The following is a 25,429-nucleotide window of genomic DNA, read 5'->3' on the forward strand; positions in this document are numbered from 1 at the left end:
TGAACTCGAATCACGGGACGAACGACCGAGTGAGTCGCGTCGTATTGATGTGCGGGCCGGCTGGCTCAGGCAAGTCGACTGTCGCCCGACGTCTTGAGGAGGACGGCATGGTGCGTCTCTCATTCGACCAAGAGGCCTGGTCGAGGGGCATCCGCTCGATGCCTTTGGCGCCGGACGTCCATGAGGAGATCGAGAACGAACTGCGCCGCAAACTCCTGGGGCTCGTTGCGGCCGGTTCGGATGTCGTGCTCGACTTTTCGTTCTGGTCCCGGCGAGCTCGGGAGGAGTACCGCGAGCTGCTGAGGCCGTTGGGCGTCGAGCCCCAGACGATCTACCTGGCAACCCCGCGCGAGGTCGCCGTGGCACGGATTCGTGCCCGTGCTCTCGCGCACGGAGACGACTTCGGTCTCAGCGAGGAGCTGGCGGCCGAGTACTTCGATCATTTCGAACCCCCCACGTCAGACGAAGGCCCGCTGACCGTCGTCCAGCCCTGACGACGCTCGTGAGTCGGGCGACGATGTCGGGGATCACCGCCAGGACGTCACAGAGGACCGAGGACGTCCTCCACGTCAGCGTTCAACTCCAATCCGTTCAGGACGGTGAGTAGTCGACGCTCTTCGTAGCGGAAGTGGTTCTCCATGATCGCGGACACGCCTTCCAGGTGCCCGTGAAGCTCGGCCCGGGAGGCCGACCGGGTGACGGCCGCTTCCAGCTCGCCGAGGAGGTGAGCGATCATGGAGTGATCCTGTTCGAGCGCGCGGAGTGTGTCCGCCAGCTCCGGGTGCGCCCTCTCGATGGCCGGGAACAGGGATCGGTCCTCGCCGGTGTGGTGGGCGTTCAGGGCGACGCAGAAGCCGTGACAGAGCAGCAGCAGCAGCTCGCGGCTCGCCTCGCGGGTCGAGTCATCGCTTCCGGCGGCTTCGCGGGTGGCCCGCACGGCGTCCCGTAGCTGCTGATGCGTCCGCCGGAGTTCGTCGCTCCACGCGACGAGCCTGCTGGTCTGCGCCGAGAGATCGTTGGTCTCCCGAGGTGTGATGGGCATGGTTGTCTCCTTTTTGTCTCGTGTCGTTGATCTGGCATCACGAGACGGAGGGAGGCGCGCGGCCCCGAGGGCGGCTCAGCCGGCGGCCGGTTCACCGATCTGTGCGTGGCCTACGGCCGATCCGGTCATCACGGGCGACAGCCTAGTCCGGTGACGGAGCGCGTCGTAAGAGTCCCCGCCCACGGGATGTGGTGGCTGGATCACTTCGGTCGAGTGAGGACGGCGTAGACGATGCAACCGACTGCAGCGAGAGCGGCGGCGATGAAGATCGCACTGGCCCCGCCGACGGCGAGGGGAGGCGTCGCAAGGGTGGCGCCCATGACGGCGACGCCCATCGTCGCACCCATCTGACGCACCGCGTTCAGGAGACCACTGGCGTTGCCCGCGGTATCCGCCGGCACCGCGCCGAGCACGGCAGACACCAACGCGGGCAGCGCGAACGAGATCCCGAACCCTGTGACGGCGAGTCCGAGAGCGAATACGACGAGCGGAAGCCCGGCTGCAATGCAGAAGCCCAGTAGCAGAGGCCCGACGGCGACCAGCGCCAGCCCTCCGACGATGGGCGGCCTGCTTCCGTGGCGCGCGACGAGGTAACCCGTGAGGAGTGGGTTCAGCGCGCAGGGGATGGTGAGCGCGAGAAGGAACAGCCCGATGCTCATCGGTGCCAGCCGAAACTGCGCAGCGAGAACCAGCGGTATGGCGAAGATCACACCGGTGAGCGCGAAATTGACGACCCCTCCGGCGAGCAGGCCGGCGCCAACGCCGCGCGCTCGGAGAATGGCGGGCACGAACACCGGGTGCGCGCTGCGGCGTTCGACAGCGACCAGTGTCCCAACGCAGCAGACGGCTGCGACGAGCAGAGGCGCTGCGACAGACGATCGGCCTCCGCCGAATGCGATGAGCGCGCCGCTGAGTGAGGCGAGCGACGCGCACGCGAGGAGTTGCGCGGCAACGTTGATCGGGCGCCTCGCCCGGGCGCTGGCGAAGCCACGGTGCGCAACCAGGAGCAGCACGACGATGGCGACGGGCGCATTGATGACGAACACCGCTCTCCACCCGGCGACGCCGACGAGGACTCCACCGACGAGTGGTCCGGATGCGAGGCCGACGCCGCTGATCGCCGTCCACACTGCCAGGGCTCGAGCGCGAGTGCGCTGCTGCGGGTAGAGCTGCGCGATCATGGCTGTCGACGACGGGATGCAGGCCGCCGCAACGACGCCCAGCAGGGCCCGCAAAGCGATCAGAGCGCCGACCGAGGGCGCGAAGGCGGTCAGGAGAGAGAGCGTTCCGAACGCGGCGACACTGAACCGGAACATCCGGGCCGGTCCGATGCGATCGGCGACCGCACCGGCGGAGAGGAGGAACGCGGCGAGTGTGATCGTGTAGCTGTCGACCACCCACTGCAGGCCGCCGATCGACGCGTGGAGCGAAGAGGCGATGTCCGGCTCAGCGACGGAGAGCACGGTGGTGTCCAACAACACCATGAAATACCCGAGAGACAGGCCAAGCAGAGCACGGACTCTTCCCTCGACTCTCGCTGCAGTGCCGACGTCCGACAGCCGTTCGATGTGCGATGCCATCGTCATCCTCCCTCTCAACCGGTGACCCGTGCCATCGTGTTCGCTCCGGCGCGGTCGGGCGACCGCCGATCCCGTATGCTGCCTTCGGAATATCCGAACGGAGACGCGGTGGAGCTGAAGCAGTTGAGGACCTTCGAGGTGGTGGCCAGGGAGGGCACCGTCGGCGCGGCTGCGATCGCGCTTAACCGCGCGCCGTCCTCCGTGTCTGAGCAGGTGCGCTCTCTCGAGGAGTCGCTCGGGGTGATGCTGTTCGAGCGCGGGTCGCGAGGGATGCGGCTCACGGCGCCCGGGGAGCGTTTGCTCGGCTGGGCGCGAACTTTGCTGGATCACGCGGACGCAGCCCGACGCGATGTCACGTCGAGTCCGATCGAAGTCCACCTCGCCGCGCTGGAGACCCTGATGGCGATCCATGTTCCCCAGATGCTTCGCCGACTTGCCGATCGCCGCCCCGGCGTCGTGACGCAGACGTCGTCTCGCACCAGCCGCGCGGAGCTTCTCAGCGATGTCACCAGCGGTCGGGTAGATGCTGGGCTGCTCCTCGACCTGGGGGATCGGATCGGCGACCTCGGGTTCGAACCGCCGCAGGACGACCTGACCCACCTCGATCTCGAATCCGTCGCCCTGTCCGTCGTCGTCGCTCCGTCGCACGCGCTGGCATCCGCCCAGGTCTCCTCGTCGGCGCACCTCGATGGTCACCCGTTCATCGGCAACAATCCGAACTGCTCGTTCTGGCTCGCCTGCAACCGCATCGCTCGACCAGGGGCTCAACGCATCGAGGCCGGCAGCCTCGCCATCGCGAAGGCGTGGACCGCTCAGGGCATGGGTGTCGCCCTCCTGCCCGATTTCGCGATCGAGCACGAACTCGCAGCAGGTGCCCTGGTTCGGCTGCAGGTGCCGGCGCCGGACCTGTCGCTTCGACTCATCTGGCGCCCCGATCGTGAGGTCAAGCCGGGCGTGCGGGACCTTCTCTACGCCGCCGTGGGACGGAGCGGACCACCGCGCTGACGGCAGCGGGCGACGTCGGGCGCCGACGGGTCATCGCGTCTGGGCCAGTGTTCCGAGCTGGTCGTGGGCGTATGCCGTCCGCAGAGCGGAGAGCGAGTTCTGATCGACGTTGACGATCGACTGGCCGTCGGCCGAGGTGCCGGTTCCCCCGGTGGGCATTGTGAACGTGTGGATGCTGGATGCGCCATCGAGCCGCATGCTGGCGGCGAGTCCGATGATGGTCGGGAGGTCGAACTTCTCGTCCACACTCAGGTACCTGCCCATCGCCCCCACGAAGGCGGTCATGGCTGCCGGGTCGGCGAGCGTCGACCGGCTGAGGACCTTGCTGACGATGGCCCTGATGAGCGCCTGCTGGTCGGCGACCCGCTGGTAGTCGGCGGTGGGGAAGGCGTAGCGCTCCCTGGCGAAGGCGAGCGCTTGCGAGCCGTCGAGATGGTTGATGCCCTTCACGAACGTGTAGTGCGGTTTCAGGACCGTGGTGAATCCGACGGGGCTGTCGACGTCGACGCCACCGAGCGCATCCGTCATCCCGGCGAGCCCCTGGAAGTCGATGATCGCCACGTGGTCGATCGGGGTGCCGAGCAATTGCTCGACCGTCTGGACCACCAGGGGTGTGCCGCCCCAGGCGAGCGCCGCGTTGATCTTGGCGGTTCCGTTGCCGGGGATCGGGACCCACAGGTCGCGCATGATCGACATGACATAGACGTTCCGGCGGTCGGCGTCGATGTGCACGAGCATCAGGGTGTCGGAACGCTGGTTGGAAGTGCCGGTCGCACTGATGGTCGTCGGGTCGCCCCGCGAATCGGAGCCGATGAGCAGGATGTTCATCGCTCCGGTCGAGACGGCGACGGGGCGCGTCGCCGCCGGTGGGAAGGCGTTCGGGATGTGCTTGACGGTCGAGCTGAAGGTCGAGGCGACGCTTCCGGCGTAGAGGAGGCCGCCGCCGACGATCGCGCCGCCCGCCACGGCCAGGATGCTGAGGAAAGCGATCAGCGCGATGAAGAGCGCCGGCCGGCGGCGCCGTGGTTGCGCGGCGCGGCCGTGCCAGTGGGGTTCAAGGTGTCCAGCATGCGAGATCATGATGGCCGTCTCCGGCACTCCACGAGGAGCGTCTCATGTATCCGCCCAAACAACGGGTGAGATGAGGAATTCTCATCTACGTTCGACGCTACGCTTGCTCCACCCTTTTGTCCTCATAAACGAGGACAAAATTGTACCCCTGGCACCCCCAATTCGCGGGAGGTGCCAGGGGTACACGGGGAGAACGGGTCAGGCCGTTTCCCCGCGGTCGACCTCGCCGCGCCAGGCGCCGGACGCGGTGCCCTGCGACTCGACGAACTTCTTGAAGTTCTCGAGATCCTTCTTGACGGCGTGGTCGTCCAGTCCGAACACAGCGCCCAGCTTCTCCAGCGCGCCGGAGGGCGCCCATTCGAGCTGGACGGTCACCTTCGTCTCGGCGTCGGACAGCCGGTGGAATGTGACGACGCCCGCGTGCTCGGTGTCGCCGGCGACGGACTTCCACGCGACGCGCTCGTCCGGAAGCTGCTCGGTGATGACCGTGTCGAACTCGCGCTCGACGCCGCCGATCCTCACGCGCCAGTGGTTGGTCGTGTCGTTCACCTGGCGGATCTCCTCGACCTCGTCGAGGAAGTGGGGGAAGGACTCGAACTGGGTCCACTGGTTGTACGCGGTCGAGACCGGCACGTTCACGTCGATGGACGTGGTCACTGCAGTCATCGCTGCTCCTTTCGCTGCCTTCTATGGTCACGCCGGACGATAGGCCGGGCAGCGGCAGGACGCAGGGCCTTGACTTCACGAGTCGATGATGCGGCGCGGGCCGGTAGCCGTCGGCCCGTACCCCCCCATTCGGCCGGATCCGGCACGGGGGCGTCTTCCGTGTCAGACTGCGGCTAAGGGGTATGGATGGCGAGCTTCGCCAGAACACCAGGACCTCCCAACTGGGCGGGGGCCTTCGTGGCCGGTTCGACATCCTCTTTCTCCCCTTTCTCACGCATCGGCTCCACGGTGGGCGCGACGGTTCTCGTCGCGATGGCCGGGCTGTGTTTCGGCTCTGTCGCGGCGTACGCCGACACGACCATCGACGGGCCGGTGAACATCGGGACGGCCGCGCCGTTCGGCGTCCTCGGCTCGAGCGCCGTGACGAACACGGGCCCCACGATCGTCAACGGCGACGTCGGGGTGTCGCCTGACTCGTCGATCACGGGATTCGGCGGACCCCCGAACGGCAGCCTCACCGGAACCATCCACAAGACCGACGCGGTCGCGGCGCAGGCTCAAAGCGATGTGACGACCGCCTTCAACACGGCGAGCAGCCTCACTCCGACCACCTCGGGAATCGGGGAGCTCAACGGCCTGTCGCTGACCCCTGGCGTGTACTCCGGCGGCGCCCTCTCCCTGGCCGACAACGGCGCGTTGACTCTCGCGGGGAGCGCCACCGCCGTGTGGGTGTTCCAGGCAGCCAGCACGCTCACCATCGGTTCGGCCACGCACATCACCATGACCGGCGGGGCGACAGCCTGCAACGTGTTCTGGCGCGTCGGATCGTCGGCGACCATCGGAACTGCCGCACAGTTCGTCGGAACCGTCCTGGCCGATCAATCCATCACAGCGACGACAGGTGCCACGATCGCCGGCAGACTGCTGGCGAGCAACGCCGCGGTCACGCTCGACACGAACACCATCACGGCGCCGACAGGCTGCGCACCGGCGGGCACGCCCGTCACCACGAGCAGCCCCTCGATCACCTCGGGAGCGCCGACCGCATCCACCGTCGGAACTTCGTATGCGTTCACCGTCACTGCCTCCGGTACCCCTGCGCCGACCTACACGGTGACGAGCGGCACGCTCCCGGCAGGCCTCACACTCAACGGGACGACGGGCGTGATCTCCGGCACCCCGACCACGAGCGGATCATCGACGGTCACCATCACCGCCACGAACGGGCAGAGCCCAGATGCATCGGCCGTCTACACGTTCGTGACAGCCCCGGCCGCCGTCGCAGCGGTGCCGAGCCCCGGCGGCACGGCCGCGGTGCAGCCTTCCGTCCAGACCTCCACCGGCCTCCTCGCCGATACCGGCAGCAATCCGACACTGCCGCTGCTGGCGGCCATCGGCTTCATCGGCGCAGGAATCGCGATCATGGCCTTCGGTCGACGCACACGCGCCGGTGGCTCCGGGCGGCACATGCGTTCTGCTGGATAGGGTCCCCGCCCTGTGGTCGCCGGCGTGCCTTACTCCACTTCACTAGGCAAGTGAACTAGTTGTCTTCGCCGACTTCTCGCCGTACAACACAGGTATGAACAACGACGAGCGCGCTTCCCTCCCTCCCGGGCCGGACTTCGCCTATGGCGGTTACACGGTGCGGCTTGAACCAGAGCACGGGAAGACCGGACGCTGGCGGGTCGTCGACGACGAGCGATACTACGGACTGGTTGCGGCGGCTGATCCGGTCAAGGGCGAGCCGGAGGTGCATTTCGCGACGCATTTTCCTGGCGAGGAAGACATCCCTCCGATGAAGGTCGTGCCCCTGTGGACGACGGCGGTCGAGTTCCTCCTGGATGCGGGGGAGGGCCAGCCGTTATGGGGGCTCCCGGATGATCGCACCGCACCGCATCCCATCGTGGCCGACGGCGCTGGGACGTCTGCTCCCTCCTGATCAGCCTTCCACGCCGGACGCTGGGGCCTCGGCTCGCTCACGGGCGAGCTGTTCGCCGGTGTACAGGAGTGCCCGTCGCGCGAAGGCGCGTGACAGCCCGTGGTCCTCACCCTCGAGGTCGGCGATCACCGCATCGGTGTGGTCGGCCAGCCAGCGTCGCGATGAGCCGGCGAGGCGAGGGGCGATCACGTCGTCGCCGTCGCCGAGCCCGTACCAGACGTTCGGGCGCGCTCGCTTGACGCCGGCATGGGGCGTCCGATCCCAGACGTACCCGGCGACGACTGCGCACGACACATATGCGCTCGGGCTCTTCCGGAGCAAATGCAAGGCCAGCGCTCCGCCCTGGGACCACCCGACGAGCGAGACGGAGCTCGCATCCTGGCGTGCGATCCATCCGGCGACACCACGGGCCACCGCGGACATGGCCCTGTTCCCCTGCGCCATGCGCAGTTTCTGGCCGCTGAAGTCGGCCCACGCCCATCCCCGACCGGTGGCGGCCGGCCCACGCAGCGATGCGCCGACGGCTCCGGGTGGGATCGAGTCGAAATGTTGTGCCCAGTCGGTCTCGTCGTGGCCGAAACCATGCAGGAGCACGACGAGCGGCCGACCGGCGCGCTCTCCCTCCGGGGCGGACCACAGGACGGCCTCCTCATCGATGGGAACAACGTCGTGCACGATCTCTCCTTCGGGTTCGTCGATACCTGGCCGTTCGTCGGGCCCAGGTCCGCCTACTGTGCGCCCGGCCTGCCGGCGCCCGTCGCACGGGTGCGCGCCGACCGCAACGTGTCGGAGGGGCGCTCGCCGAACGCAGCACAGTATGCGGCGGCGAATCTGCCCAGGTGCACGAAGCCCCAGCGGGTGGCCACCTCCGTCACACCGACCGTTTCCGGAGATGCTGCGAGCAGTTCTTCGCGCACCTTCTCGAGACGCACCTGCCGTAGGTAGGCCATCGGGGTGGTGTTCAGGCACCGGCGGAAGCCCTCGTGCACGCTGCGCACGCTCAGCGAGACCGCTGCGGCCAGTTCTCCGACGGTCCACGGATGCGCCGGGCTGCTGCGCAGAAGTTCCACCGCCTGCGATACCGGCCGGGCGGCAGGGGCGGGCGACGTTCGCGCCAGGAGAGCAGAGTGATTGTGCGGCTGCGCGAACAGGAGGCTGTGCATCAGCACCTGCTCCAGCCGTTGCAGCGCCAGCGGGTGGGAGAGCGGTCCCTCCGCCACGTCGGAGGCGGCGTCGATCAGCTGGAGGGTCTGCATCATCAGCTGACCACCGGGGCTCGCCAGGTTGAGCTCAGCCGTGAACTGGAGGGGCCGTGCGAGCGTCGAGCCGAGCATGTTCTCGAGTTCGAGCTGGAGCTGGTCGCGCGGGATCATCAGAGAGATCTGCGCGAACCGTTCGCTGCAGTCGAGTTCCACCGATCTCCCCGGCATGAAGACCCCGGCCGTCTGTTGCGTCCCGTAGATCGGTGTGCCGTGTGCTGCGCGCATCCTGGCCCGGCCGCCCGTCGGGATGTCGATGTGGAAGTGCTCTGCCTCGGCGGTCTCGATCTGGACGGCGTTCTGAAACCGCATGTACCCGCAGGTGACCCGACCAACCCTGAGGGCGTTGAGCTCCATGGCGACTGGCGTGGATGCGCGCGCAGCGGGGAAGTCCACGGGGAGGAACACGTTCGTCAGCGCTTCTTTGGTCTGCTCGATTCCCCGGCTCGACACGATACGCCGGCCGCGGAACATTTCGGCCGCGTTCGCTCGCATGACGCGATTCTATGCGTCGCTCGTCTGGCTCCAGAATCGAGCGCTGCGCAAAGCGGATACACGTCCGCGCTTGGCGGATATCCGTCGTTCCGGCCCGAGCATACGGTGATTCGTGTCGACGCAGATCTGCACGACGATGTGCGGCGGCCTTCTCCTTCGGGTGGAGAAGGCCGCCGTTTCCCCTATCGTCGCGGCCCGCACCACCGCAGGCGACGAACGAGCCGAAGGATGACAATGAGTCCTCGCGACCAGCCCCGCCGTCATCGGGCGAGCGGTGTTCGATGAATCAGCCGAGTTTTCCGACGAGACCGAGGTGGTGCAGACAGTGCGGGTCGCGCGCCCGTGTCGTCGTCAACCCGTACTACGGGGTCGGTCTCGCGGTCCACCAGTACCTGTCCAGCTGCACGCGATGCGGGTTCGTCGAATTCCTGCAGACCACGCGCCGCGATCGCGCAGAGGATCGCCCGACCGGCACGGCAACCGAGCAACCGCGCCGGAGTCGGTTGGCCGGACTCGTTCGAGGACGGTCCCGTCGCCCGGCGCACGCGCGCTCGCACGCTGGACGGGTGCGGGCGTGGTCGATGCGCAACCGGGCATCCCTCACCGTGCTCATCGTCCTGGCCGCACTGGTCTCTGCTCTCGCGGTCGTCGCCTCACTGCGATAACCCCGCGAAGGTCGCAGCGGGCCGGACGGGCGCACGGTCCCGCATCCATCGACGCGGATGTCGTTTCCGCCTCGGCTCGTTCGACGTATCTGCATGAGCGAACACATGAGCCGCCGGGGCGACCCGGCGGAAGGCCAGGAGCACCCCGAGGAGGAGCGCCCCCTCGACGGTGCAGCACGGCTCCTGCTGCTGGCGGGGTTCTGGCCGCACTGACCGACCGGAATCTTCCCCCTACTCAGCCCCGTCTCCGTCGAGTAGCGTCGGCAGCACATGGCACCACCCTGCGATGAGGAGATGGACACGTGGCAAGAGAACAGGATTCCGTACAGCGCTCGACCCTCCCGATCCCGGATCTGGCCTATACCGGGACGGTCACCTACGACGCCACCGACCCGGATACGCACTATCCGCCCATCCAGCGCGGTCTTCCTCCCGCAGACGCTCCGAACGTGCTCGTCGTCCTCATCGACGACACCGGATTCGGGGCGTCGAGTGCTTTCGGCGGCCCTGTGCACACGCCCAATTTCGAGCGGGTCGCCGCTCAGGGGCTCAAATACACCCGCTTCCACACCACCGCCCTGTGCTCGCCGACCCGCGCAGCTTTGCTGTCCGGCCGCAACCACCACACCGTGGGGATGGGCGGCATCACCGAGATCGCCACCAGCGCGCCGGGCTACAACTCGCTGCGGCCCAACAACTGCGCTCCGTTGGCCGAGACGCTCCGGCTGAACGGCTACAACACCGCCCAGTTCGGCAAATGCCACGAGGTGCCCGTGTGGGAGTCGAGCGCCGTCGGGCCGTTCGACCACTGGCCGACCCCCGGCGGCGGCTTCGAGTACTTCTACGGCTTCATCGGCGGAGAGACCAACCAGTGGTACCCGGCGATCTACGAAGGGACCACTCCTGTCGAGCCGTGGGGCACGCCGGAGCAGGGATATCACTTCATGGCCGACATGACGGAGAAGGCCATCGTCTGGACGAAGCAGCAGAAGTCGCTCGCACCGGACAAGCCGTTCTTCACCTACTTCGCCCCAGGCGCGACGCACGCGCCGCACCATGTTCCGCCGGAGTGGGCGGACAAGTACGCGGGCGCGTTCGACCAGGGCTGGGATGCGATCCGCGAGGAGACCTTCGCGCGGCAGAAGGAACTCGGCGTCGTCCCAGAGGGTGCGACGCTCACAACTCGCAGCGATGGCATCCCCGCGTGGGATGAGATGAGCGACGACCTGAAGCCGGTCCTCGCCCGCCAGATGGAGGTCTACGCCGGGTACCTCGAGTACGCCGACCACCACGTCGGACTGCTGCTGGATGCGCTCGAGGAGATCGGCGAGCTCGACAACACCCTCGTCTACGTGATCATCGGCGACAACGGCGCATCGGCAGAGGGCACGATGACGGGCACCACGAACGAGGCGTTCACCATCAACCACATGACCGAGATGGAGGACGACGCGTACAAGATCGCCCACAAGGACGACCTCGGCACGCCCCGCTCGTACAACCACTACGCCATCGGCTGGGCGCACGCGATGGACACCCCGTACCAGTGGACGAAGCAGGTGGCCTCGCACTGGGGCGGCACCCGCAACGGCACGATCGTCTCCTGGCCGAAGGGGATCGCCGCGCGCGGAGAGATCCGCAACCAGTTCGCCCACGTCATCGACGTTGCCCCGACCGTGCTGGCCGCTGCCCGCATCCCGGAGCCGTCGACGGTGCACGGTGTGACCCAGCGCCCGTACGAGGGAACGCCGATGAACTACAGCTTCGACTCAGCAGACGCCGACGAGCAGCACACCACGCAGTACTTCGAGATGCTGGGCAACCGGGCCATCTTCCACAAGGGATGGACCGCGGTCGCCATGCACAAGAAGCCGTGGCTCTCGTCGGACCACGGACTCGACGAGGACGTCTGGGAGCTCTACAACGTGGAGGAGGATTGGACCCAGTCCCACGATCTCGCCGCGCAGGAGCCGGAGCGGCTGGCGGAGCTCCAGCGACTCTTCCTCATCCAGGCGGCACGCTTCAACGTCCTACCGCTCGACATCCGCTCTGCCGAACGTTTCAACGCGGAGCTCGCCGGCCGGCCGACGCTCGTCCAGGGCACCTCGCAGACGTTCTACACCGGAATGAAGCGCCTCAGCGAGAACTCGGTGGTGAACGTCAAGAACAAGTCGTTCACCGTGACGGCGAAGCTGACGATCCCGGATGGTGGCGCGAGTGGCGTGATCATCGCCCAGGGCGGCGCATACGGCGGATGGTCGGTGTACGTCACAGACGGGAAGCCGGCGTTCGCGTACAACATCATGGGGATCAAGACCGACTTCACCAGGTCGGACGACGCGCTGGCACCGGGAGACCACGAGCTGGTCGTGCACTTCGCATACGAGGGAGGCGGCCTCGGGAAGGGCGGCGCGGTCACGATCTCGGACGGTGACGCCGTGCTCGCGGCCGGAACCGTCGAGCGCACTCTGCCGTTCTTCTTCTCGATGGACGAGACGGTCGACATCGGCGAAGATCTCGCGTCGCCGGTCTCCAGCGACTACGGCCCGGCGGGCAACGGCTTCACCGGCAGGATCGCCTGGGTCCGTCTCGACGCAGGGGACGACAGCCACGATCACCTGATCGACCCGGAGCACCAGATGCAGATCGCGATGACGCGGCAGTAGCGGCGCCGTCACGCGGCCGTCGCGCGGTGAAGACGCGCGGCGGTCGCGTGCCGTTCAGCCGATCGCGGCAGCCGCCACGAACGCCAGGGTCGCCCCGGCGAGCAGGAGCGCGTGCAGGATCATGTGCTCGAGGTTGGGCCGCGGCCGGTCGCCGATGCGGGGGAGCACGATGGTCGTCCGCGCGTATGTGCGGGCGTGAAGCTGCTCCCAGGTGTCCGCTGTCCCGGCCGTCGCCCACGGCACGGTGATGCCCGCCAGGTACGGCAGCCACCAGAGCAGGAGACCGCCGGCGACGACGATGGTCTCGATCGCGCCGCCGACGACCGCGAGGACGGGGGCTGCGAACACGCCGGCGAGGCCGACCAGGATCGCGGGGAGGAGCATGATCGGGCCGTTGATGGCGACCTCGGTCGCGCGTTCCCTCCGGGTGGCGGCGCGCACATTGTTCAGCGGCGCGAGATCGACGAGGGTGGTGACGACGAAGTAGACGTCGGCGGCGAGCAGGACGACGACAGCGGCGATGACCACGGCTACTCGCCTCCCGTCGCGAGCCGTGCGGCGATCCCGTCGAGAAAGGTCGTCGTGGCGATGCCGAACCAGGTGTCGTAGAAGTCGCGGGATGCGACCGGCGCGTTCGGCACGTCGCCGAACTCCGCGAGCGCGAGGCCGACGACCAGCACGTACAGCGACTGCACCGTGAGGAGGGCGTGCTCCACCGTCGTGCGCAGCTCGCGCGCCAGCGGCGGCCCGAAGTCGTCGGCCATCCGTTGCGCGAGGGCGGGTGAGATGTTCACCGTCGCAACGACCTTCGTCGATCCTGGATGCGCTCGCAGCGTCTCGCGGAGCCGGTCGGCGAGCGTGGTCAGGATCGTCCGCCAGTCGTCTGTCGGGTCCAGGGTCGCCATGACCTCGTCGGCGATCGCATCCACCGTCTCCTGCAGCAGCTCGTGCCTGCTCCCGATGTGGTTGTACAGCGATGCGGCCTTGACATCGAGCCTGGCCGCGATCGTCCGCATCGAGAGGGCGGTCTCGCCATCTGCGTCGAGGATGGCCCGGGCTGTGTCAAGGATCAGTGTGCGTGAGAGCGGGGTGGGCATGTCACTCTAATCGTCGACTAACGGTGTTAGTTAAACTAACGCCGTTAGTTCCCGAGCGCAAGAGGCAGTGCAACGGTTGGTCGTCGCTGTCCGTCGCCGCTGTCAGTCGCCGTCCGACGTCCGCAGCCCCGCGAGCAGCAGGCGCACCATCCGCTCGGCCTGGCCGGACCCCTCGGTGGATGCCGGACCTCCACCGTGGCAGAGGTTCGCGACCGCGCCGAGGAACTCGGATGGGTCGACGCTCTGCACCACGTCCCCGGATGCGGTCGCGGCGGCGAGCAGGCGCGCCAGCGTCGGCGTGAGGCGTGTGGAGAAGTACTCGGCGAGGGGTTCGTACGCCGCGTCGCCGGAGTGCAGGGCGGCGGCGAGACCGCGCTTCGTGGCGACGAACTGGGTGTAGCGCATGATCCACCTGTCGAGCGCTTCTCCGGGCGGATAGCTCCCCTCGATCTCGGTGGCCGCGTCGACGCACGCGTCCATCTCGCGCCGGAAGACGGCGGAGATGAGGTCGGAGCGGAGGGGGAAGTGCCGGTAGAGCGTTCCGACGCCGACCCCGGCGCGCTCGGCGATCGACCGCACGGGGGCATCGACGCCGGATTCGGCGAACACGGCCTTCGCCGCCAGCACGAGGGCGTCGACGTTCTGGCGGGCGTCGGCGCGCATCCTTGGACGCTCGGGCTGCGCCGCGTGGTCGGCAGTGGTGGCGGAGGTCGGCATACAGGGTTCCTCTTGTGGTCGGAACGCCGTTCCGCGTAGAGTGAAGCTAAACGGAACAATGTTCCGCTTAGTCGGACGGAAGCTATCCGGAGTGATGTTCCGGTTGCTCGATTCTAGGGCACCGACCGCCTCCGGCACCACGGGCATCCCGACTCGAACGCACACACAAGGAGCAGGCACCATGCAGTACCGCACACTCGGCCGCACCGGCATCAAGGTGACCCCGTACGCTCTCGGAGCGATGATGCTGGGTTCCCTCGGCAACCCCGACCGGCAGGAGGGCATCGCCATCATCCACAGGGCACTCGACGCAGGAATCAACGTCGTCGACACCGCCGACCGCTACGGAGACTCCGAGGAGGTCGTCGGCGAAGCGCTCAAGGGCCGCCGCGACGATGTCGTGCTCGCCACCAAGTTCTGGGGCCCCGTCGACGACGACATCAACCACCGCGGCGCATCCCGTCGCTGGATCGTGCAGGCGGTCGAACGCTCGCTCCGACGCCTGCAGACCGATCACATCGACCTCTATCAGCTTCACCGGCCAGACCCGGAGACGGACATCGACGAGACGCTCTCCGCTCTCACCGACCTCGTCCGGCAGGGGAAGGTGCGCGCGATCGGCTCGTCCTCGATGCGCGGATCGGAGATCGTCGAGGCGCAGTGGATGGCGGAACGGCGCGGTTTCGAGCGCTTCCGCACCGAACAGCCGAACTACTCGATCCTCGACCGCGAGATCGAGCGCGAGATCCTGCCTGTCGCCGAACGCTACGGGATGGGCACGCTCGTCTACAGTCCGCTCGCCGGCGGAACGCTGACGGGCAGATACCGGGCAGGCCAGGAGAACGACAACTTCCGCTCGACCAGGACCGGGATGCGCCACTTCCGCGACGAGCGCCGCCTGGCGGCCGTCGAAGAGCTCGTGAAACTCGCCGACGAGTCCGGCGTGAAGCTGACGCACCTCGCCATGGCGTTCGTCATCGCGCATCCGGGTGTCACCTCCGCGATCGCCGGGCCGCGCACGATGGAGCAGTTGGAGGACACGCTCGCGGGCATGGAGGTCTCGCTGTCCGATGACGTGCTCGACCGGATCGACGCGATCGTGCCGCCCGGCGAGAGCATCGGCGCGATGGACATGGTCTACCGCGGGCCGGAGGTCGGCGACCCTTCGCTGCGTCGCCGGCCGGTCGCGGAGCGCTCCGCGGCGTGAGCTCACGCGGGGGAGGAGAGTTGCGCTGCGCCGCGTCCGGTGGTGCAATTCGACGGTGAACGATGAGCAGAGCCCCGCGTCGGACGCGCACGTGACCGGACGTGTCCCCGCGGGGCTGACGACGACGGAGTTCGTCCTCCGCCCGATCGTGGCGGGCGACGCGGCGAACGATCACGCCGCGCTGATGGAGACGCGGGACGAGCTGCGGCTCTGGGAGCAGTCGAGCTGGCCGGAGGACGACTTCACCGTGGAGGCGAACCGCGACGACCTCGCCGGACTCGAAGCGCGCCACAATGACCGGCGCGCCCTCACGTACACGGTGCTCGACCCGGCCGGGCGAGAGTGCCTCGGCTGCGTCTACGTCTTCCCCACCGGAGCGTCGTTCCTCACGAAGGCCACGGTGACCCCGGTCGGCGACGACGCGTGGGTGGAGGTGGACCTCGTCGTCTACTTCTGGGTGCGGCGGAGCAGGATGGCCACGGCGATGGATGATCGACTCCTCGCTGCGCTGCGCGCCTGGTTCGCGGACGAGTGGGATGCGGAGAAGGTCGTCATCGTCGTGAGTGAGCTGTTCGCGCAGCAGGTGGAGCTCATCCGGCGCACCGATCTCGCCCTGCAGTTCGAGCTCGTCGAGCCGCAGAAGCCGGGGAGGTTTCTGGTCTTCGGCTGAGCCGGGAGCCGGGAGCCGGGAGCCGGGAGCCGGGAGCCGGGAGCCGGGAGCCGGGACCGCGTGCCTCGGTCAGCCCGGGTCGTGCGCCGACCCCGCGCGCTAGTCTGAATCCGTTCCGGTACCGGACGGGGCGACGCGACACGTGACACTGGCACACCTGGGAAGGAACCACTCCATGCGCATCCACCCTCGACTCTGGATGGGTTTCGTCATCTGGGCCGGATACGTCGTCGTGATCTTCCTGGTCACGAAGCTGATGGGCGTTCCGTACACCCGCATCGGCGCCACGGCGGAGGAGACCTGGAAGGGTGCGGTGGTCGACCTCGCCGTGGCCGCTGTGCTGCTCGCGATCACCACCTCCCTGCTCGGCTGGTGGCGGCCTGCACTCTTCGAGCGGAAGCGCTCGCACCACAAGTGGCCCATCTTCGTGCCGATCGTGATGCTCCTGGTCGCGTTCGCGAACCTCGTCAACACGGACTGGTCGAAGTTCGACGCGTCGTTCATCTTCGCGCTGGTCGCCCTGGGCATCCTGGTCGGCTTCAACGAGGAGCTCATGACGCGGGGTCTGGTGCTCACGGCGTTCCGTTCGCGCCTGCCGGAGGGCTGGGTGTGGTTCATCTCCAGCGTGCTGTTCGGCGGGATGCACCTGGTCAACGCAGCGCTCGGCGCGCCCATCGGCAGCACGCTCGTCCAGGTGCTGATGGCGTTCGCGTCCGGCACCGCGTTCTACATCGTGCGGCGGGTCACCGGTTCGCTGATCTGGGCGATGTTGTTGCACGGCCTGTGGGACGTCTCGGTTTTCGCGGTCGGCCATGCCTCCGTTGGTCCAGCAATTGCGAACATCCTGGCCCCCGTGGTCGGCCTGCTCGCGCTGGCGGTCGTGTACTGGGTGATCACGGGGACGGACGAGAAGCCGGTGGATGTGGGGGCGTCCGAAGCCAGGCTGGCCGCCTGAGCGGTTCCGTCGCGGCCACGACCGTCACGCACGCACGCGCGCACGCGCTTGCGCACGCGCTTGCGCCCGCGCTTGCGCCCACCGGGCAGAGCGCATAGCATCGCAGAAAACCATCCACTTAACGGTTTTTCACCACGCCAACGGAGACGCACCTCGATGACCGACCAGCTCACCCGCAGCCCATCCGCCCTGCGGGTCGTGCTGCAGAGCCCCCTGTATCGCGGCGCGACGCTCGCGCTCTTCCTGTCCGGTCTCGGCACGTCGGCCGCCGCACCGCAGATCGCGCAGTTCCTCGTCAACGATCTCGGCAGTTCGCTCACCGTCGCCGGGCTGTACTACCTCACCAATCTCACCGCCCCCGTCGCCGGCTACCTGATCGGGCGTCGCTCCGACCGCACGGGCAGGAGGCTCGGGCTGTTCCGGCTGTGCGCGGTGGCCGGCGGCGTCGGCTGGCTCGCCATCGCGTTCTCCGGTCAGCTCTGGATGCCGTTCGTCGTCAGCGCCGTCATCCTCGGCTTCGCGGGAGCAGCGGCATCGCAGTTGTTCGCCGCCATCCACGACGAGCTCGCCGCCGCCCCCACCCCGGTCGGCGACGGAGTGGTCTCCATCGTGCGGATGGCCCTGACGTTCGGCTGGGTGATCGGTCCCGTCGCCGGGTCGTACCTCGCCGCGCAGACGAGCCTGCGGGTGACCCTGATCGCGACGGCGGTCTGCACCATCGCACAGCTCCTGCCCATCGGAACGCTGCGCGAACGAGTGGATGCGGTCCCCACCACAGACACGCACGAGTCCGCCGCGACCGTGGCGCGGTCGCACGTCCCTGTGCGGGCGATGCTGCCGCTGCTCGTCTTCACCGGCCTGTATGTGCTCGTCTACGCGGGAGAGCCGATCAAGTACGCCTACCTGCCGATCTACATGAACGATCAGCTCCACTTCCCCGGCGCGCTCAGCGGCGCGATCATCGGCATCCAGCCGCTGGTCGAGCTCGCACTCATGCCGGTGGCCGTTGTCGTCGCCCGGCGCACAGGGATGCTGCCGCTCATGGTCGTCGGCGCGCTCTTCGGCGTCGGCGCCAACCTGCTCTTCGCAACGACAGCGACGGCGGTCGGGCTCTTCGCCGGCCAGATCCTGATGGGTGGCGTGTGGGGTGTGTTCGCCGGGCTCGGGATCATCGTGGCGCAGCGGCTGCTCCCCAGTGCCATCGCGACGGCGTCGGCGATCTTCATCACGGCCCCCGCCCTCAGCTCGGCGCTGGGTGGCCTCGCGGGCGGGATCGGGGCCGGCACGATCGGGCTGCCTCTGGTGTTCGTCGTCCCCGCTGCGCTCGCCCTGGTCGCCTCGGCAGGACTCCTGGTGCTGCACCGGCGGGTCGTGGCGGAAACGGGACGACGGCTCTAGCCGGTCACCGCGCGCGTCTGCTCCGGACGACGCCGACCACGATCAGCACGAGACCGATCACGAGCAGGATCGGGCCGATGGTCCCCCAGAGCGACGACCCGCTCATGGCGGAGCCGCGCAGCACGTTGAGACCCTGCAGGGTCCACACCAGGCCGACGAGACCGAGGATCACGCCGGGGACGACGAACGGCCAACTGCGCTTCATGGCCTCACCCTAGACCTGTCGGGACGCGCGCGGTCGGCGGATCTTGGAGGCCGGAAGGCGACCGGTTAGCATTCTGCACACGGGGCGCGCCCGATTCGCTCGGTGAGGGGGAGCAATGCCGGACGGGATCGCGACAGACGAACGCCTCGGCCTGACCTCGGCCGAGGTGGCGGAGCGGGTTGCGGACGGCCGCACGAACGCATTCCGGCAGGATGCGAGCCGCAGCGTCGGCAGCATCGTCAGGGCCAACGTGCTCACCCTGTTCAACGGCATCATCGCCGCCTGCTTCCTCGTGCTGCTGGTGCTCGGCCGCTGGCAGGATGCGCTGTTCGGCCTGAGCGCCATCGCCAACACGGTCATCGGGTCTGTGCAGGAGTTCCGTGCCAAGGCCGCACTCGACCGGCTCGCCGTGCTGCACGCACCGAACGCGCGCGTGCTGCGCGACGGAGCGGAGGCATCGATCGCCGTCGCGGATGTCGTGCTCGACGATCTGCTCGTGCTGCGGGCGGGAGACCAGGTTCCCGCGGATGCGCGGGTGGTGGAGGCCGGGCACTTCCAGCTCGACGAGTCGCTGCTGACCGGCGAGTCCGACCCGATCGACAAGGTGCAGGGCGACGAGGTGCTGTCCGGGTCCGTCGTCGTGGCGGGGGAGGGGAGAGCGCAGGTCGACAAGGTCGGCGCCGACTCGTTCGCCAACAAGCTGTCTGCGCAGGCCAAGAAGTTCTCGCTCGTCGCCAGCGAGCTGCGCTCGTCGATCGACAGGGTGCTCCGCTGGGTGACCTGGGTGGTCGGCCCGATCGCGCTGCTCGTCTTCAACGCGCAGGTGATCGCGCTCGGCGGCTGGTCGGCCGAGACGTTCTCGACGGGCGCCTGGCGCCAAGCGGCCGTCAACACGATCGCGGCCGTGGTCGCCATGATCCCGCTCGGCCTGGTGCTGATGACGAGCATCGCGTTCGCCGTCGGCGCGGTGAAGCTGGCGCGCCGGCAGGTGCTCGTGCAGGAGCTGGCGGCGGTGGAGGGGCTCGCCCGCGTCGACCTGATCTGCCTCGACAAGACCGGCACGCTGACCGAGGGCGACATCGAGTTCGACGCAGAGCACCCGCTGTCCGAGACGCAACCGCGCGGCTGGCGGTCGGTGCTCGCCTGGTACGGCACGGAACCGGATGCGAACGCGACCGCACGCTGCCTGGTCGCCGAGTACGCGCATCCGGTCGACGGGGCGCCGACGGGGCGCATCCCGTTCTCGTCGGCGCGGAAGTGGAGCGCCGTGTCGTTCGCGGCTGCGGATACCCCCGGTTCGGCGGATGCCCCCGGTTCGGCGGATGCCCCCGGAAGCTGGGTGCTCGGCGGCCCGGAGATGGTGTTCCCGGACGACCGTCTTGCGAGCCGCTCTGCCGAGCTCGCCGCCTCCGGCCGACGCACCCTCGTGCTCGCGTACAGCGCGCAGCCGCTGGGAGACGACGAGCGGCTGCCGGACTACCTGGTCCCCGTGGCGCTGCTCACCTTCCGGGAGCGCATCAGGCCGGACGCGGCGGAGACCCTGCGCTACTTCGCCGAGCAGGGCGTCGGCGTGCGGGTGATCTCCGGAGACAACCCGCAGACCGTCGCCGCCATCGCCAGACAGGTGGGGCTGGATGCGCCGGACGGCTACGACGCCCGCTCGCTGCCTGATGACCAGGCCGAACTCACCAGGGTGCTCGAGCAGCACATCGTCTTCGGCCGCGTCACGCCGGACCAGAAGAAGGCCATCGTCGTCGCCCTCAAAGCGGCGGGCCACACGGTCGCGATGACGGGGGACGGGGTCAACGACGCCCTCGCCATCAAGGAGGCGGACATGGGCATCGCCATGGAGTCCGGTGCGGCAGCCACCAAGGCCGTCGCCCGGATCGTGCTGCTCGACGGCCGGTTCTCCCACCTGCCGAGCGTGGTGGCGGAGGGACGGCAGGTGATCGCGAACATCGAGCGCGTGTCGATGCTGTTCCTCACCAAGACCGCGTATGCGACGGCGCTCGCCGTGCTGTTCGGAGTGTTCCTGCTGCAGTTCCCGTTCCTGCCGCGCCAGCTCTCCATCATCGACGGTCTGACGATCGGCCTGCCCAGCTTCTTCCTCGCGCTGATGCCGAACAAGCGGCGCTACATCCCCGGCTTCCTCGCGCGTTCGCTCTCGTTCGCCGCCCCGGCCGGCGCGGTGATCGCGCTGATGCTGCTCGCGTACTCGTGGTCGGCGACGCAGGCGGGCATCCCGGAGGCGGAGCTGCGCACCGGCTCGACGCTCATCCTGACGATCGTCGGGCTGTGGGTGCTCGTGGTGCTGTCCCGGCCGATCGACGGCTGGAAGGTCCTCATCATCGGCTCGATGATGATCGGGCTGATCCTGGTCTACTCCGTGCCGATCGCCAGGGACTTCCTGGTGCTGGTGGACCCGTCGATCGTGACGGCAGCGCTGGTGCTGTTCTTCTCCGCGGTGAGCGTCGCACTGATCGAGATCATCCGGTTCGCTCATCGGCGGTATGTGCGAAGGAGCGAGAGACGCGCCCTGTCCACAGCACGATGATCACCGCCGCCGAGATCGCCAGGTCGGCGATGCGGAAGGCGGTCACCTCTCCGTCGGAGACCAGCACGACGATCCCGAGCGCGATGGTGATCGAGATCAGGATGGTCAAGAACAGCCGTGCATCCCGTCTGGCGCGGGTGAGTCCTGACGCGAGCGCGCACACCAGCAGCCCGAGCAGGATCGTGCAGGCGCCGACGATAGTGACCACCGTCCGCTCCACAGCGGTGAGCCCGTCCGCGTAGCGCACGAAGATCAGCGCGATCCCGGCCAGGATCTGCAGCACACCGACCAGATAGCTCAGGATCACGCTGATCGTGAGCTCGATCGGGATGCCAGACCGCCGCTCGGTCCCCACTCGTGGCACGTCGCCCGCCCTTCGCCGGATGCACCGACGATAACAGGATGCGCGCCGCGCGCTAAGGAGTCAGCCGCTCCGTTTCCGGCTGCACCCGGCCGCGCTGCTCCGCTTCGAGCCGTTCCGCCTCCTCGCCGGAGATTGCTTCGCCTCTGGCGACGAGTCCCGCCTGGTCGGAGAGCGGGATCTGCTTGAGGAAGAGAGCGAGCAGGAAGGCGGCCGCGATGAACGGGATGAGGTACCAGAACACCGGGGCGAGCGCGTCCGCATACGCGTTCACGACGCCGGTGTGCACCGCATCCGGCAGCGCGTTGAGCGCCTCGGGACTGAGCGTGGCCGTCGCCCCGGCCGCGTCGGACGGCGAGGCGCCCGCTTTGGTGAACACGTCGGTCAGGTTCTCCGTGAGACGCGTGGTGAACAGGGTGCCGAACACGGCGGTGCCGAGCGCGGCTCCCACCTCGCGGAAGTAGTTGTTCGTGGAGGTCGCCGTGCCGATCTGCGCGGCGGGGACCGCGTTCTGCACCACGAGCACGACCACCTGCATGATCAGGCCGAGACCGGCTCCGAAGACGAACAGGTAGACGCAGATCAGCCAGATCGGCGTCGATGCGGCGAGCGTCGTCATGCACACCATGGCGATGCCGGTGATGATCGTGCCGAGGATCGGGTAGAGCCGGTATCGCCCCGTCTTGGTGATCGCGGCGCCGGACAGGATCGACGTGCCGATCAGGCCGACCATCATCGGGATCATCAGCAGCCCGGATGCGGCCGCGGACGTGCCGGACGACATCTGCAGGAAGGTGGGGACGAAGCCGATGGCCGCGAACATCCCGATGCCCAGCGCGAGGCCGATCGCGGTCGCGTTGATGAAGATCGGGTTCTTGAACAGGCTGAGCGGGATGATCGGGTCCTTCGCCCTCGCCTCGGTGATGACGAACGCGACCGCTGCCAGCAGCATCCCGATGCCCCAGGCCCACGTCGCGAGCGAACCCCAGCCGTGCGTCTTGTCGCCACCGAAGTCGGTGAAGAAGATCAGGCAGGTCGTGGCGATCGACAGGAACAGGATGCCGAGGATGTCGATCGGCTGCGTCGCCCGCTTGCTCGGCAGCTTGAGGGCGAGCAGCGCGATCACGAACGCGGCGACGCCGACGGGGATGTTGATGTAGAACGCCCACTGCCAGGTGAGGTGGTCGACGAAGAAGCCGCCGAGCAGCGGGCCAGCGACGGCCGAGAGGCCGAAGATCGCGCCGAGCGGCCCGAGGTACTTGCCGCGCTCGTTGGCGGGGACGATGTCGGCGATGATCGCCTGCGAGAGGATCATCAGCCCGCCGCCGCCCAGGCCCTGCATCGCGCGGAACACCACGAACATCCAGAAGTCGGACGCGAAGGCGCAGCCGATGGATGCGGCGGTGAAGACCGCGATGGCGATGATGAACAGCCAACGACGCCCGATGACGTCGCCGAGCTTGCCGTATACGGGCATGACGATGGTGGTGGCGAGGATGTACGCGGTGGTGATCCACACCTGGTTCTCGACGCCGCCCAGGTCGCCGACGATGGTCGGCATGGCGGTCGACACGATGGTCTGGTCGAGGCTGGAGAGCAGCATCCCGGCGATGAGGGCGCTGAAGATGATCCAGATGCGCCGCTTGGTCAGCAGCATCGGCGCAGGGGCGATGGCGGTCATGTGGTCCGTTCGGTGGTGAGGTCGGTCAGGCGAAGAGGTCGCGGACGGCGTCGAGCCGACGTCGCATGAGGGTGGGGAAGTCGTCTCCGTCATCGGTGCGGAAGAACTCCTCCGCACTCGCGCGCAGCACAGCGCCGACGAGCTGCACGGCGGCAGCGGCACGGAGGTCGCCTGCCGGCAGCCCTTCCCTGCGCTCGACCAGCTCGATGTCGTCGCGCTCGCCCCTGCTCGCAAGCTCCAGCATGTGATGCAGCAGACGCGGCTCGCGCTCGAACGCGGTGAACAGCTGGTGGACCTCCTCGGCGGTGATGCCGCCGAACGCCCACCGGTCGAGGTGCAGTTCGAGAAGGTCGTCGATCAGGTGGCCGAAGCCGCGCGCACCAGCGGCGGCGAACCGCTCCGCCGCTCCGGACTCGTCCGCGTCGACGGGCACGCCCATGATGGCGTTCTCCTTGGATGCGAAGTAGTTGAAGAAGGTGCGCCGCGAGACGCCGACCTCCTCGCACAGCTCCTCGATGGTGAAGCCGCTGAGCCCGCGCTCGATGGTCAGACGACGGGCCGCATCCTTGAGTCCCCGAGCGGTCTCGGCCTTGCGGCGCTCGCGGATGGAGGTTGCACTGTCGGGCATAGAGTGCATTCTTGCACTTTTATGGTGATAGTGCATCTTCGGCTCAGTCGGCGAGCACCGCCTCCACCCCCAGCTCGCGCAGCCGCGCAGGGTCGGCGAGCACGTCGAGGGCGACGATGCGGTCTCCGACGATGTCGAACGCCATGATCGACGCGACGACACCGTTCATGACCGCGGCGACGCCGGGACGCCCGCCGATGAGGATCGGGGTGGAGTGCGCTGCCAGGCGGCCGGAGAGCACGGCCTGCTCTGCGATCGAGCGCGCGCCTTCGACGAGCTGCGTGGATGCGCCGTAGTCGGCGTGGAGCATGGCGCCATCGTCCAGCAGCGAGAGGAGCGCTGTCAGGTCGCCGTCCTGCGCGGCGGCGAGCCACGCATCCACGATCCGCCTGGTGCTGCGGTGCCCGGACGACACTGGGGTGGATGCTCCGCGCACCCTGCGCCTGGCGCGCGACGCGAGCTGGCGGGCTGCCGCCGGGGTCTTGTCGAGCACGGTCGCGATCTCGTCGAACGACTGGCCGAAGACGTCGTGCAGCACGAGAGCGATGCGTTCGGCAGGGCTCAGCGTCTCCAGCAGGACGAGCAGAGCGGTGCTGATGCGGTCGCCTCGTTCCACCAGGTCGGCAGGGTCGAGGTCGGCGGACACAGGCTCGTCCCGCTCCGTCTCGAAGCGTCTCGCCAAGAATGTCTGGTCGGTCATGTCACATCTCCTCGTTCATGATCGTCGGAATGTCGACGAGGGAACACCCTCGAATGTGACAGGGAAGGCGACCACTCATGAATGCTCCACTTCTGGTGACGGGCGGCACAGGCACCATCGGCAGCCGCGTCGTGCCGCTGCTGCGCGCGGCGGGCCGCGACCTCCGCATCCTCTCCCGGCACCCACTCCAGGACGAACCAGGCATCCAGCATGTCGAAGGGAATACCGTGACCGGCGCCGGACTCGCCGCAGCGCTCGACGGGGTCGAGGTCGTGCTGCACCTGGCAGGAGGGGCGAAAGGGGACGACGTCGCCGCGCGGGCCATCTCCGCGGCGGCGCGGACCGCCGGGGTGCGCCACCTCGTGCTGATCTCGGTGGTCGGTGCGGACCGGATGCCGATCGGGTACTTCCGCGCCAAGGCGGAGGCCGAGCGGGTCATCGCGGACTCTGGTGTGCCGTGGACCGTGCTGCGCGCCGCTCAGCTCCACGATTTCGTGCTCCCGATCGTGGCGGGGATGGCGAAGCTGCCGCTGCTGCCGACACCGGGCGGCCTGCGGTTCGAGCCCGTGCACGGCGACGAAGTCGCTGCCAGACTCGCCGAACTCGCGCTCGGCGACCCCGCGGGGCGCGTCGCCGACATCGCGGGGCCGGAGGTGCTCGGCATCCGGGAGCTCGCGGCCGCGTACGCAGAGGCGAACGGACGGCGACGGCGCCCGGGCCTGCCCGTGCGCATCCCAGGAGGCGTCGGCCGCGCGTACCGCGCAGGCGAGAACCTGGCGGCGGATGGCGCGCTGCGGGGCGAGCGGACGTGGGAGGGGTTCCTGCGACAGCAGCTCGCGGCGAACCGGTCGCCGGTGCGATCATGAGC

25 protein-coding genes are annotated in these 25,429 nt (G+C 68.4%); 11 read left to right on the plus strand and 14 right to left on the minus strand.

The annotated features are described in order from the left end of the window. The first annotated feature begins 47 nt into the window (after positions 1-47). A complete protein-coding gene (locus ASE16_RS00415) occupies positions 48-494 on the plus strand; it encodes an AAA family ATPase (protein ID WP_200949554.1) in 447 nt (148 codons plus the stop codon). Positions 495-541: 47 nt separating this feature from the next. On the opposite strand, the gene ASE16_RS00420 is transcribed toward ASE16_RS00415, so the two are convergent. After that, on the minus strand, positions 542-1,042 hold the full coding sequence (locus tag ASE16_RS00420) for a hemerythrin domain-containing protein (protein ID WP_055889154.1): 501 nt from the start codon (positions 1,040-1,042) through the stop codon (positions 542-544). A gap of 200 nt (positions 1,043-1,242) precedes the next feature. Then, on the minus strand, positions 1,243-2,628 hold the full coding sequence (locus ASE16_RS00425; protein ID WP_321164210.1) for an MFS transporter: 1,386 nt from the start codon (positions 2,626-2,628) through the stop codon (positions 1,243-1,245). 15 nt (positions 2,629-2,643) lie between these two features. Between ASE16_RS00425 and ASE16_RS00430 the strand changes: the two genes are divergently transcribed. After that, positions 2,644-3,627, plus strand: a complete 984-nt coding sequence (locus ASE16_RS00430; protein ID WP_200949516.1) for a LysR family transcriptional regulator — start codon at positions 2,644-2,646, stop codon at positions 3,625-3,627. 30 nt (positions 3,628-3,657) lie between these two features. Here the strand turns inward: ASE16_RS00430 and ASE16_RS00435 are convergent, their stop codons facing one another. After that, positions 3,658-4,707: an LCP family protein gene (locus ASE16_RS00435; RefSeq protein ID WP_157479956.1), complete on the minus strand. Its 1,050-nt coding sequence runs from the start codon at positions 4,705-4,707 to the stop codon at positions 3,658-3,660. Positions 4,708-4,896: 189 nt separating this feature from the next. Beyond that, on the minus strand, positions 4,897-5,364 hold the full coding sequence (locus ASE16_RS00440; protein WP_055889160.1) for an SRPBCC family protein: 468 nt from the start codon (positions 5,362-5,364) through the stop codon (positions 4,897-4,899). 288 nt (positions 5,365-5,652) lie between these two features. Here ASE16_RS00440 and ASE16_RS00445 point away from each other — a divergent pair, with 288 nt between their 5' ends. Continuing rightward, positions 5,653-6,849: an ice-binding family protein gene (locus ASE16_RS00445; protein WP_162255944.1), complete on the plus strand. Its 1,197-nt coding sequence runs from the start codon at positions 5,653-5,655 to the stop codon at positions 6,847-6,849. Between the two features lie 94 nt (positions 6,850-6,943). Then, entirely contained in the window at positions 6,944-7,303 is a 360-nt protein-coding gene (locus ASE16_RS00450) for a hypothetical protein (RefSeq protein ID WP_055889166.1), read from the plus strand. Here ASE16_RS00450 and ASE16_RS00455 read toward each other — a convergent pair whose 3' ends face one another. Continuing rightward, a complete protein-coding gene (locus ASE16_RS00455) occupies positions 7,304-7,978 on the minus strand; it encodes an alpha/beta hydrolase (protein WP_055889169.1) in 675 nt (224 codons plus the stop codon). It lies immediately after the preceding gene. A 53-nt stretch (positions 7,979-8,031) separates the two neighbouring features. Then, the gene (locus ASE16_RS00460) at positions 8,032-9,057 is read right to left on the minus strand and encodes an AraC family transcriptional regulator (protein ID WP_055889172.1); all 1,026 of its coding nucleotides are present in this window, start codon (positions 9,055-9,057) and stop codon (positions 8,032-8,034) included. Positions 9,058-10,024: 967 nt separating this feature from the next. On the opposite strand from ASE16_RS00460, the gene ASE16_RS00465 reads away from it, so the two are divergent. Beyond that, entirely contained in the window at positions 10,025-12,388 is a 2,364-nt protein-coding gene (locus ASE16_RS00465) for an arylsulfatase (protein ID WP_055889175.1), read from the plus strand. A gap of 54 nt (positions 12,389-12,442) precedes the next feature. On the opposite strand, the gene ASE16_RS00470 is transcribed toward ASE16_RS00465, so the two are convergent. The 3 genes from ASE16_RS00470 to ASE16_RS00480 all read right to left on the minus strand — a co-directional run bounded on the left by ASE16_RS00470 (position 12,443) and on the right by ASE16_RS00480 (position 14,202). Beyond that, on the minus strand, positions 12,443-12,916 hold the full coding sequence (locus tag ASE16_RS00470) for a hypothetical protein (protein WP_055889178.1): 474 nt from the start codon (positions 12,914-12,916) through the stop codon (positions 12,443-12,445). A gap of 2 nt (positions 12,917-12,918) precedes the next feature. Then, positions 12,919-13,485 carry a TetR/AcrR family transcriptional regulator gene (locus ASE16_RS00475; protein WP_055889180.1) on the minus strand — a complete coding sequence of 189 codons (567 nt, stop codon included), beginning with the start codon at positions 13,483-13,485 and terminating at the stop codon, positions 12,919-12,921. 102 nt (positions 13,486-13,587) lie between these two features. After that, positions 13,588-14,202: a TetR/AcrR family transcriptional regulator gene (locus ASE16_RS00480; protein ID WP_055889182.1), complete on the minus strand. Its 615-nt coding sequence runs from the start codon at positions 14,200-14,202 to the stop codon at positions 13,588-13,590. A 181-nt stretch (positions 14,203-14,383) separates the two neighbouring features. Between ASE16_RS00480 and ASE16_RS00485 the strand changes: the two genes are divergently transcribed. The 4 genes from ASE16_RS00485 (at position 14,384) to ASE16_RS00500 (ending at position 18,432) form a co-directional block, all read left to right on the plus strand. Next, entirely contained in the window at positions 14,384-15,409 is a 1,026-nt protein-coding gene (locus ASE16_RS00485) for an aldo/keto reductase (protein ID WP_055889184.1), read from the plus strand. A gap of 55 nt (positions 15,410-15,464) precedes the next feature. Beyond that, entirely contained in the window at positions 15,465-16,079 is a 615-nt protein-coding gene (locus tag ASE16_RS00490; RefSeq protein WP_055889185.1) for a GNAT family N-acetyltransferase, read from the plus strand. Positions 16,080-16,254: 175 nt separating this feature from the next. Continuing rightward, a complete protein-coding gene (locus tag ASE16_RS00495; protein WP_055889188.1) occupies positions 16,255-17,034 on the plus strand; it encodes a CPBP family intramembrane glutamic endopeptidase in 780 nt (259 codons plus the stop codon). Positions 17,035-17,190: 156 nt separating this feature from the next. Continuing rightward, entirely contained in the window at positions 17,191-18,432 is a 1,242-nt protein-coding gene (locus tag ASE16_RS00500) for an MFS transporter (RefSeq protein ID WP_055889191.1), read from the plus strand. 4 nt (positions 18,433-18,436) lie between these two features. Here ASE16_RS00500 and ASE16_RS00505 read toward each other — a convergent pair whose 3' ends face one another. Then, positions 18,437-18,637 carry a hypothetical protein gene (locus ASE16_RS00505; RefSeq protein ID WP_055889193.1) on the minus strand — a complete coding sequence of 67 codons (201 nt, stop codon included), beginning with the start codon at positions 18,635-18,637 and terminating at the stop codon, positions 18,437-18,439. Positions 18,638-18,752: 115 nt separating this feature from the next. Here ASE16_RS00505 and ASE16_RS00510 point away from each other — a divergent pair, with 115 nt between their 5' ends. Continuing rightward, the gene (locus ASE16_RS00510) at positions 18,753-21,191 is read left to right on the plus strand and encodes an HAD-IC family P-type ATPase (protein WP_055889195.1); all 2,439 of its coding nucleotides are present in this window, start codon (positions 18,753-18,755) and stop codon (positions 21,189-21,191) included. On the opposite strand, the gene ASE16_RS00515 is transcribed toward ASE16_RS00510, so the two are convergent. Genes ASE16_RS00515 through ASE16_RS00530 form a run of 4 tightly spaced genes read right to left on the minus strand, consistent with a single transcriptional unit; the run spans position 21,124 to position 24,561 of the window. Beyond that, on the minus strand, positions 21,124-21,555 hold the full coding sequence (locus tag ASE16_RS00515) for a hypothetical protein (RefSeq protein WP_157479958.1): 432 nt from the start codon (positions 21,553-21,555) through the stop codon (positions 21,124-21,126). The two genes, ASE16_RS00510 and ASE16_RS00515, sit on opposite strands and share 68 nt — an antisense overlap. A gap of 52 nt (positions 21,556-21,607) precedes the next feature. Further along, the gene (locus ASE16_RS00520) at positions 21,608-23,233 is read right to left on the minus strand and encodes an MDR family MFS transporter (protein ID WP_055889202.1); all 1,626 of its coding nucleotides are present in this window, start codon (positions 23,231-23,233) and stop codon (positions 21,608-21,610) included. A gap of 25 nt (positions 23,234-23,258) precedes the next feature. Next, complete coding sequence (locus ASE16_RS00525; protein ID WP_055889204.1) at positions 23,259-23,861, minus strand: TetR/AcrR family transcriptional regulator; 603 nt, start codon at positions 23,859-23,861, stop codon at positions 23,259-23,261. 43 nt (positions 23,862-23,904) lie between these two features. Further along, positions 23,905-24,561: a sigma factor-like helix-turn-helix DNA-binding protein gene (locus tag ASE16_RS00530; protein WP_082581108.1), complete on the minus strand. Its 657-nt coding sequence runs from the start codon at positions 24,559-24,561 to the stop codon at positions 23,905-23,907. A 77-nt stretch (positions 24,562-24,638) separates the two neighbouring features. On the opposite strand from ASE16_RS00530, the gene ASE16_RS00535 reads away from it, so the two are divergent. Beyond that, complete coding sequence (locus ASE16_RS00535; RefSeq protein WP_055889207.1) at positions 24,639-25,427, plus strand: SDR family oxidoreductase; 789 nt, start codon at positions 24,639-24,641, stop codon at positions 25,425-25,427. Positions 25,428-25,429 lie beyond the last annotated feature (2 nt).

The sequence above is a fragment of the Leifsonia sp. Root227 genome (assembly GCF_001428745.1).
Lineage (GTDB): Bacteria > Actinomycetota > Actinomycetes > Actinomycetales > Microbacteriaceae > Leifsonia.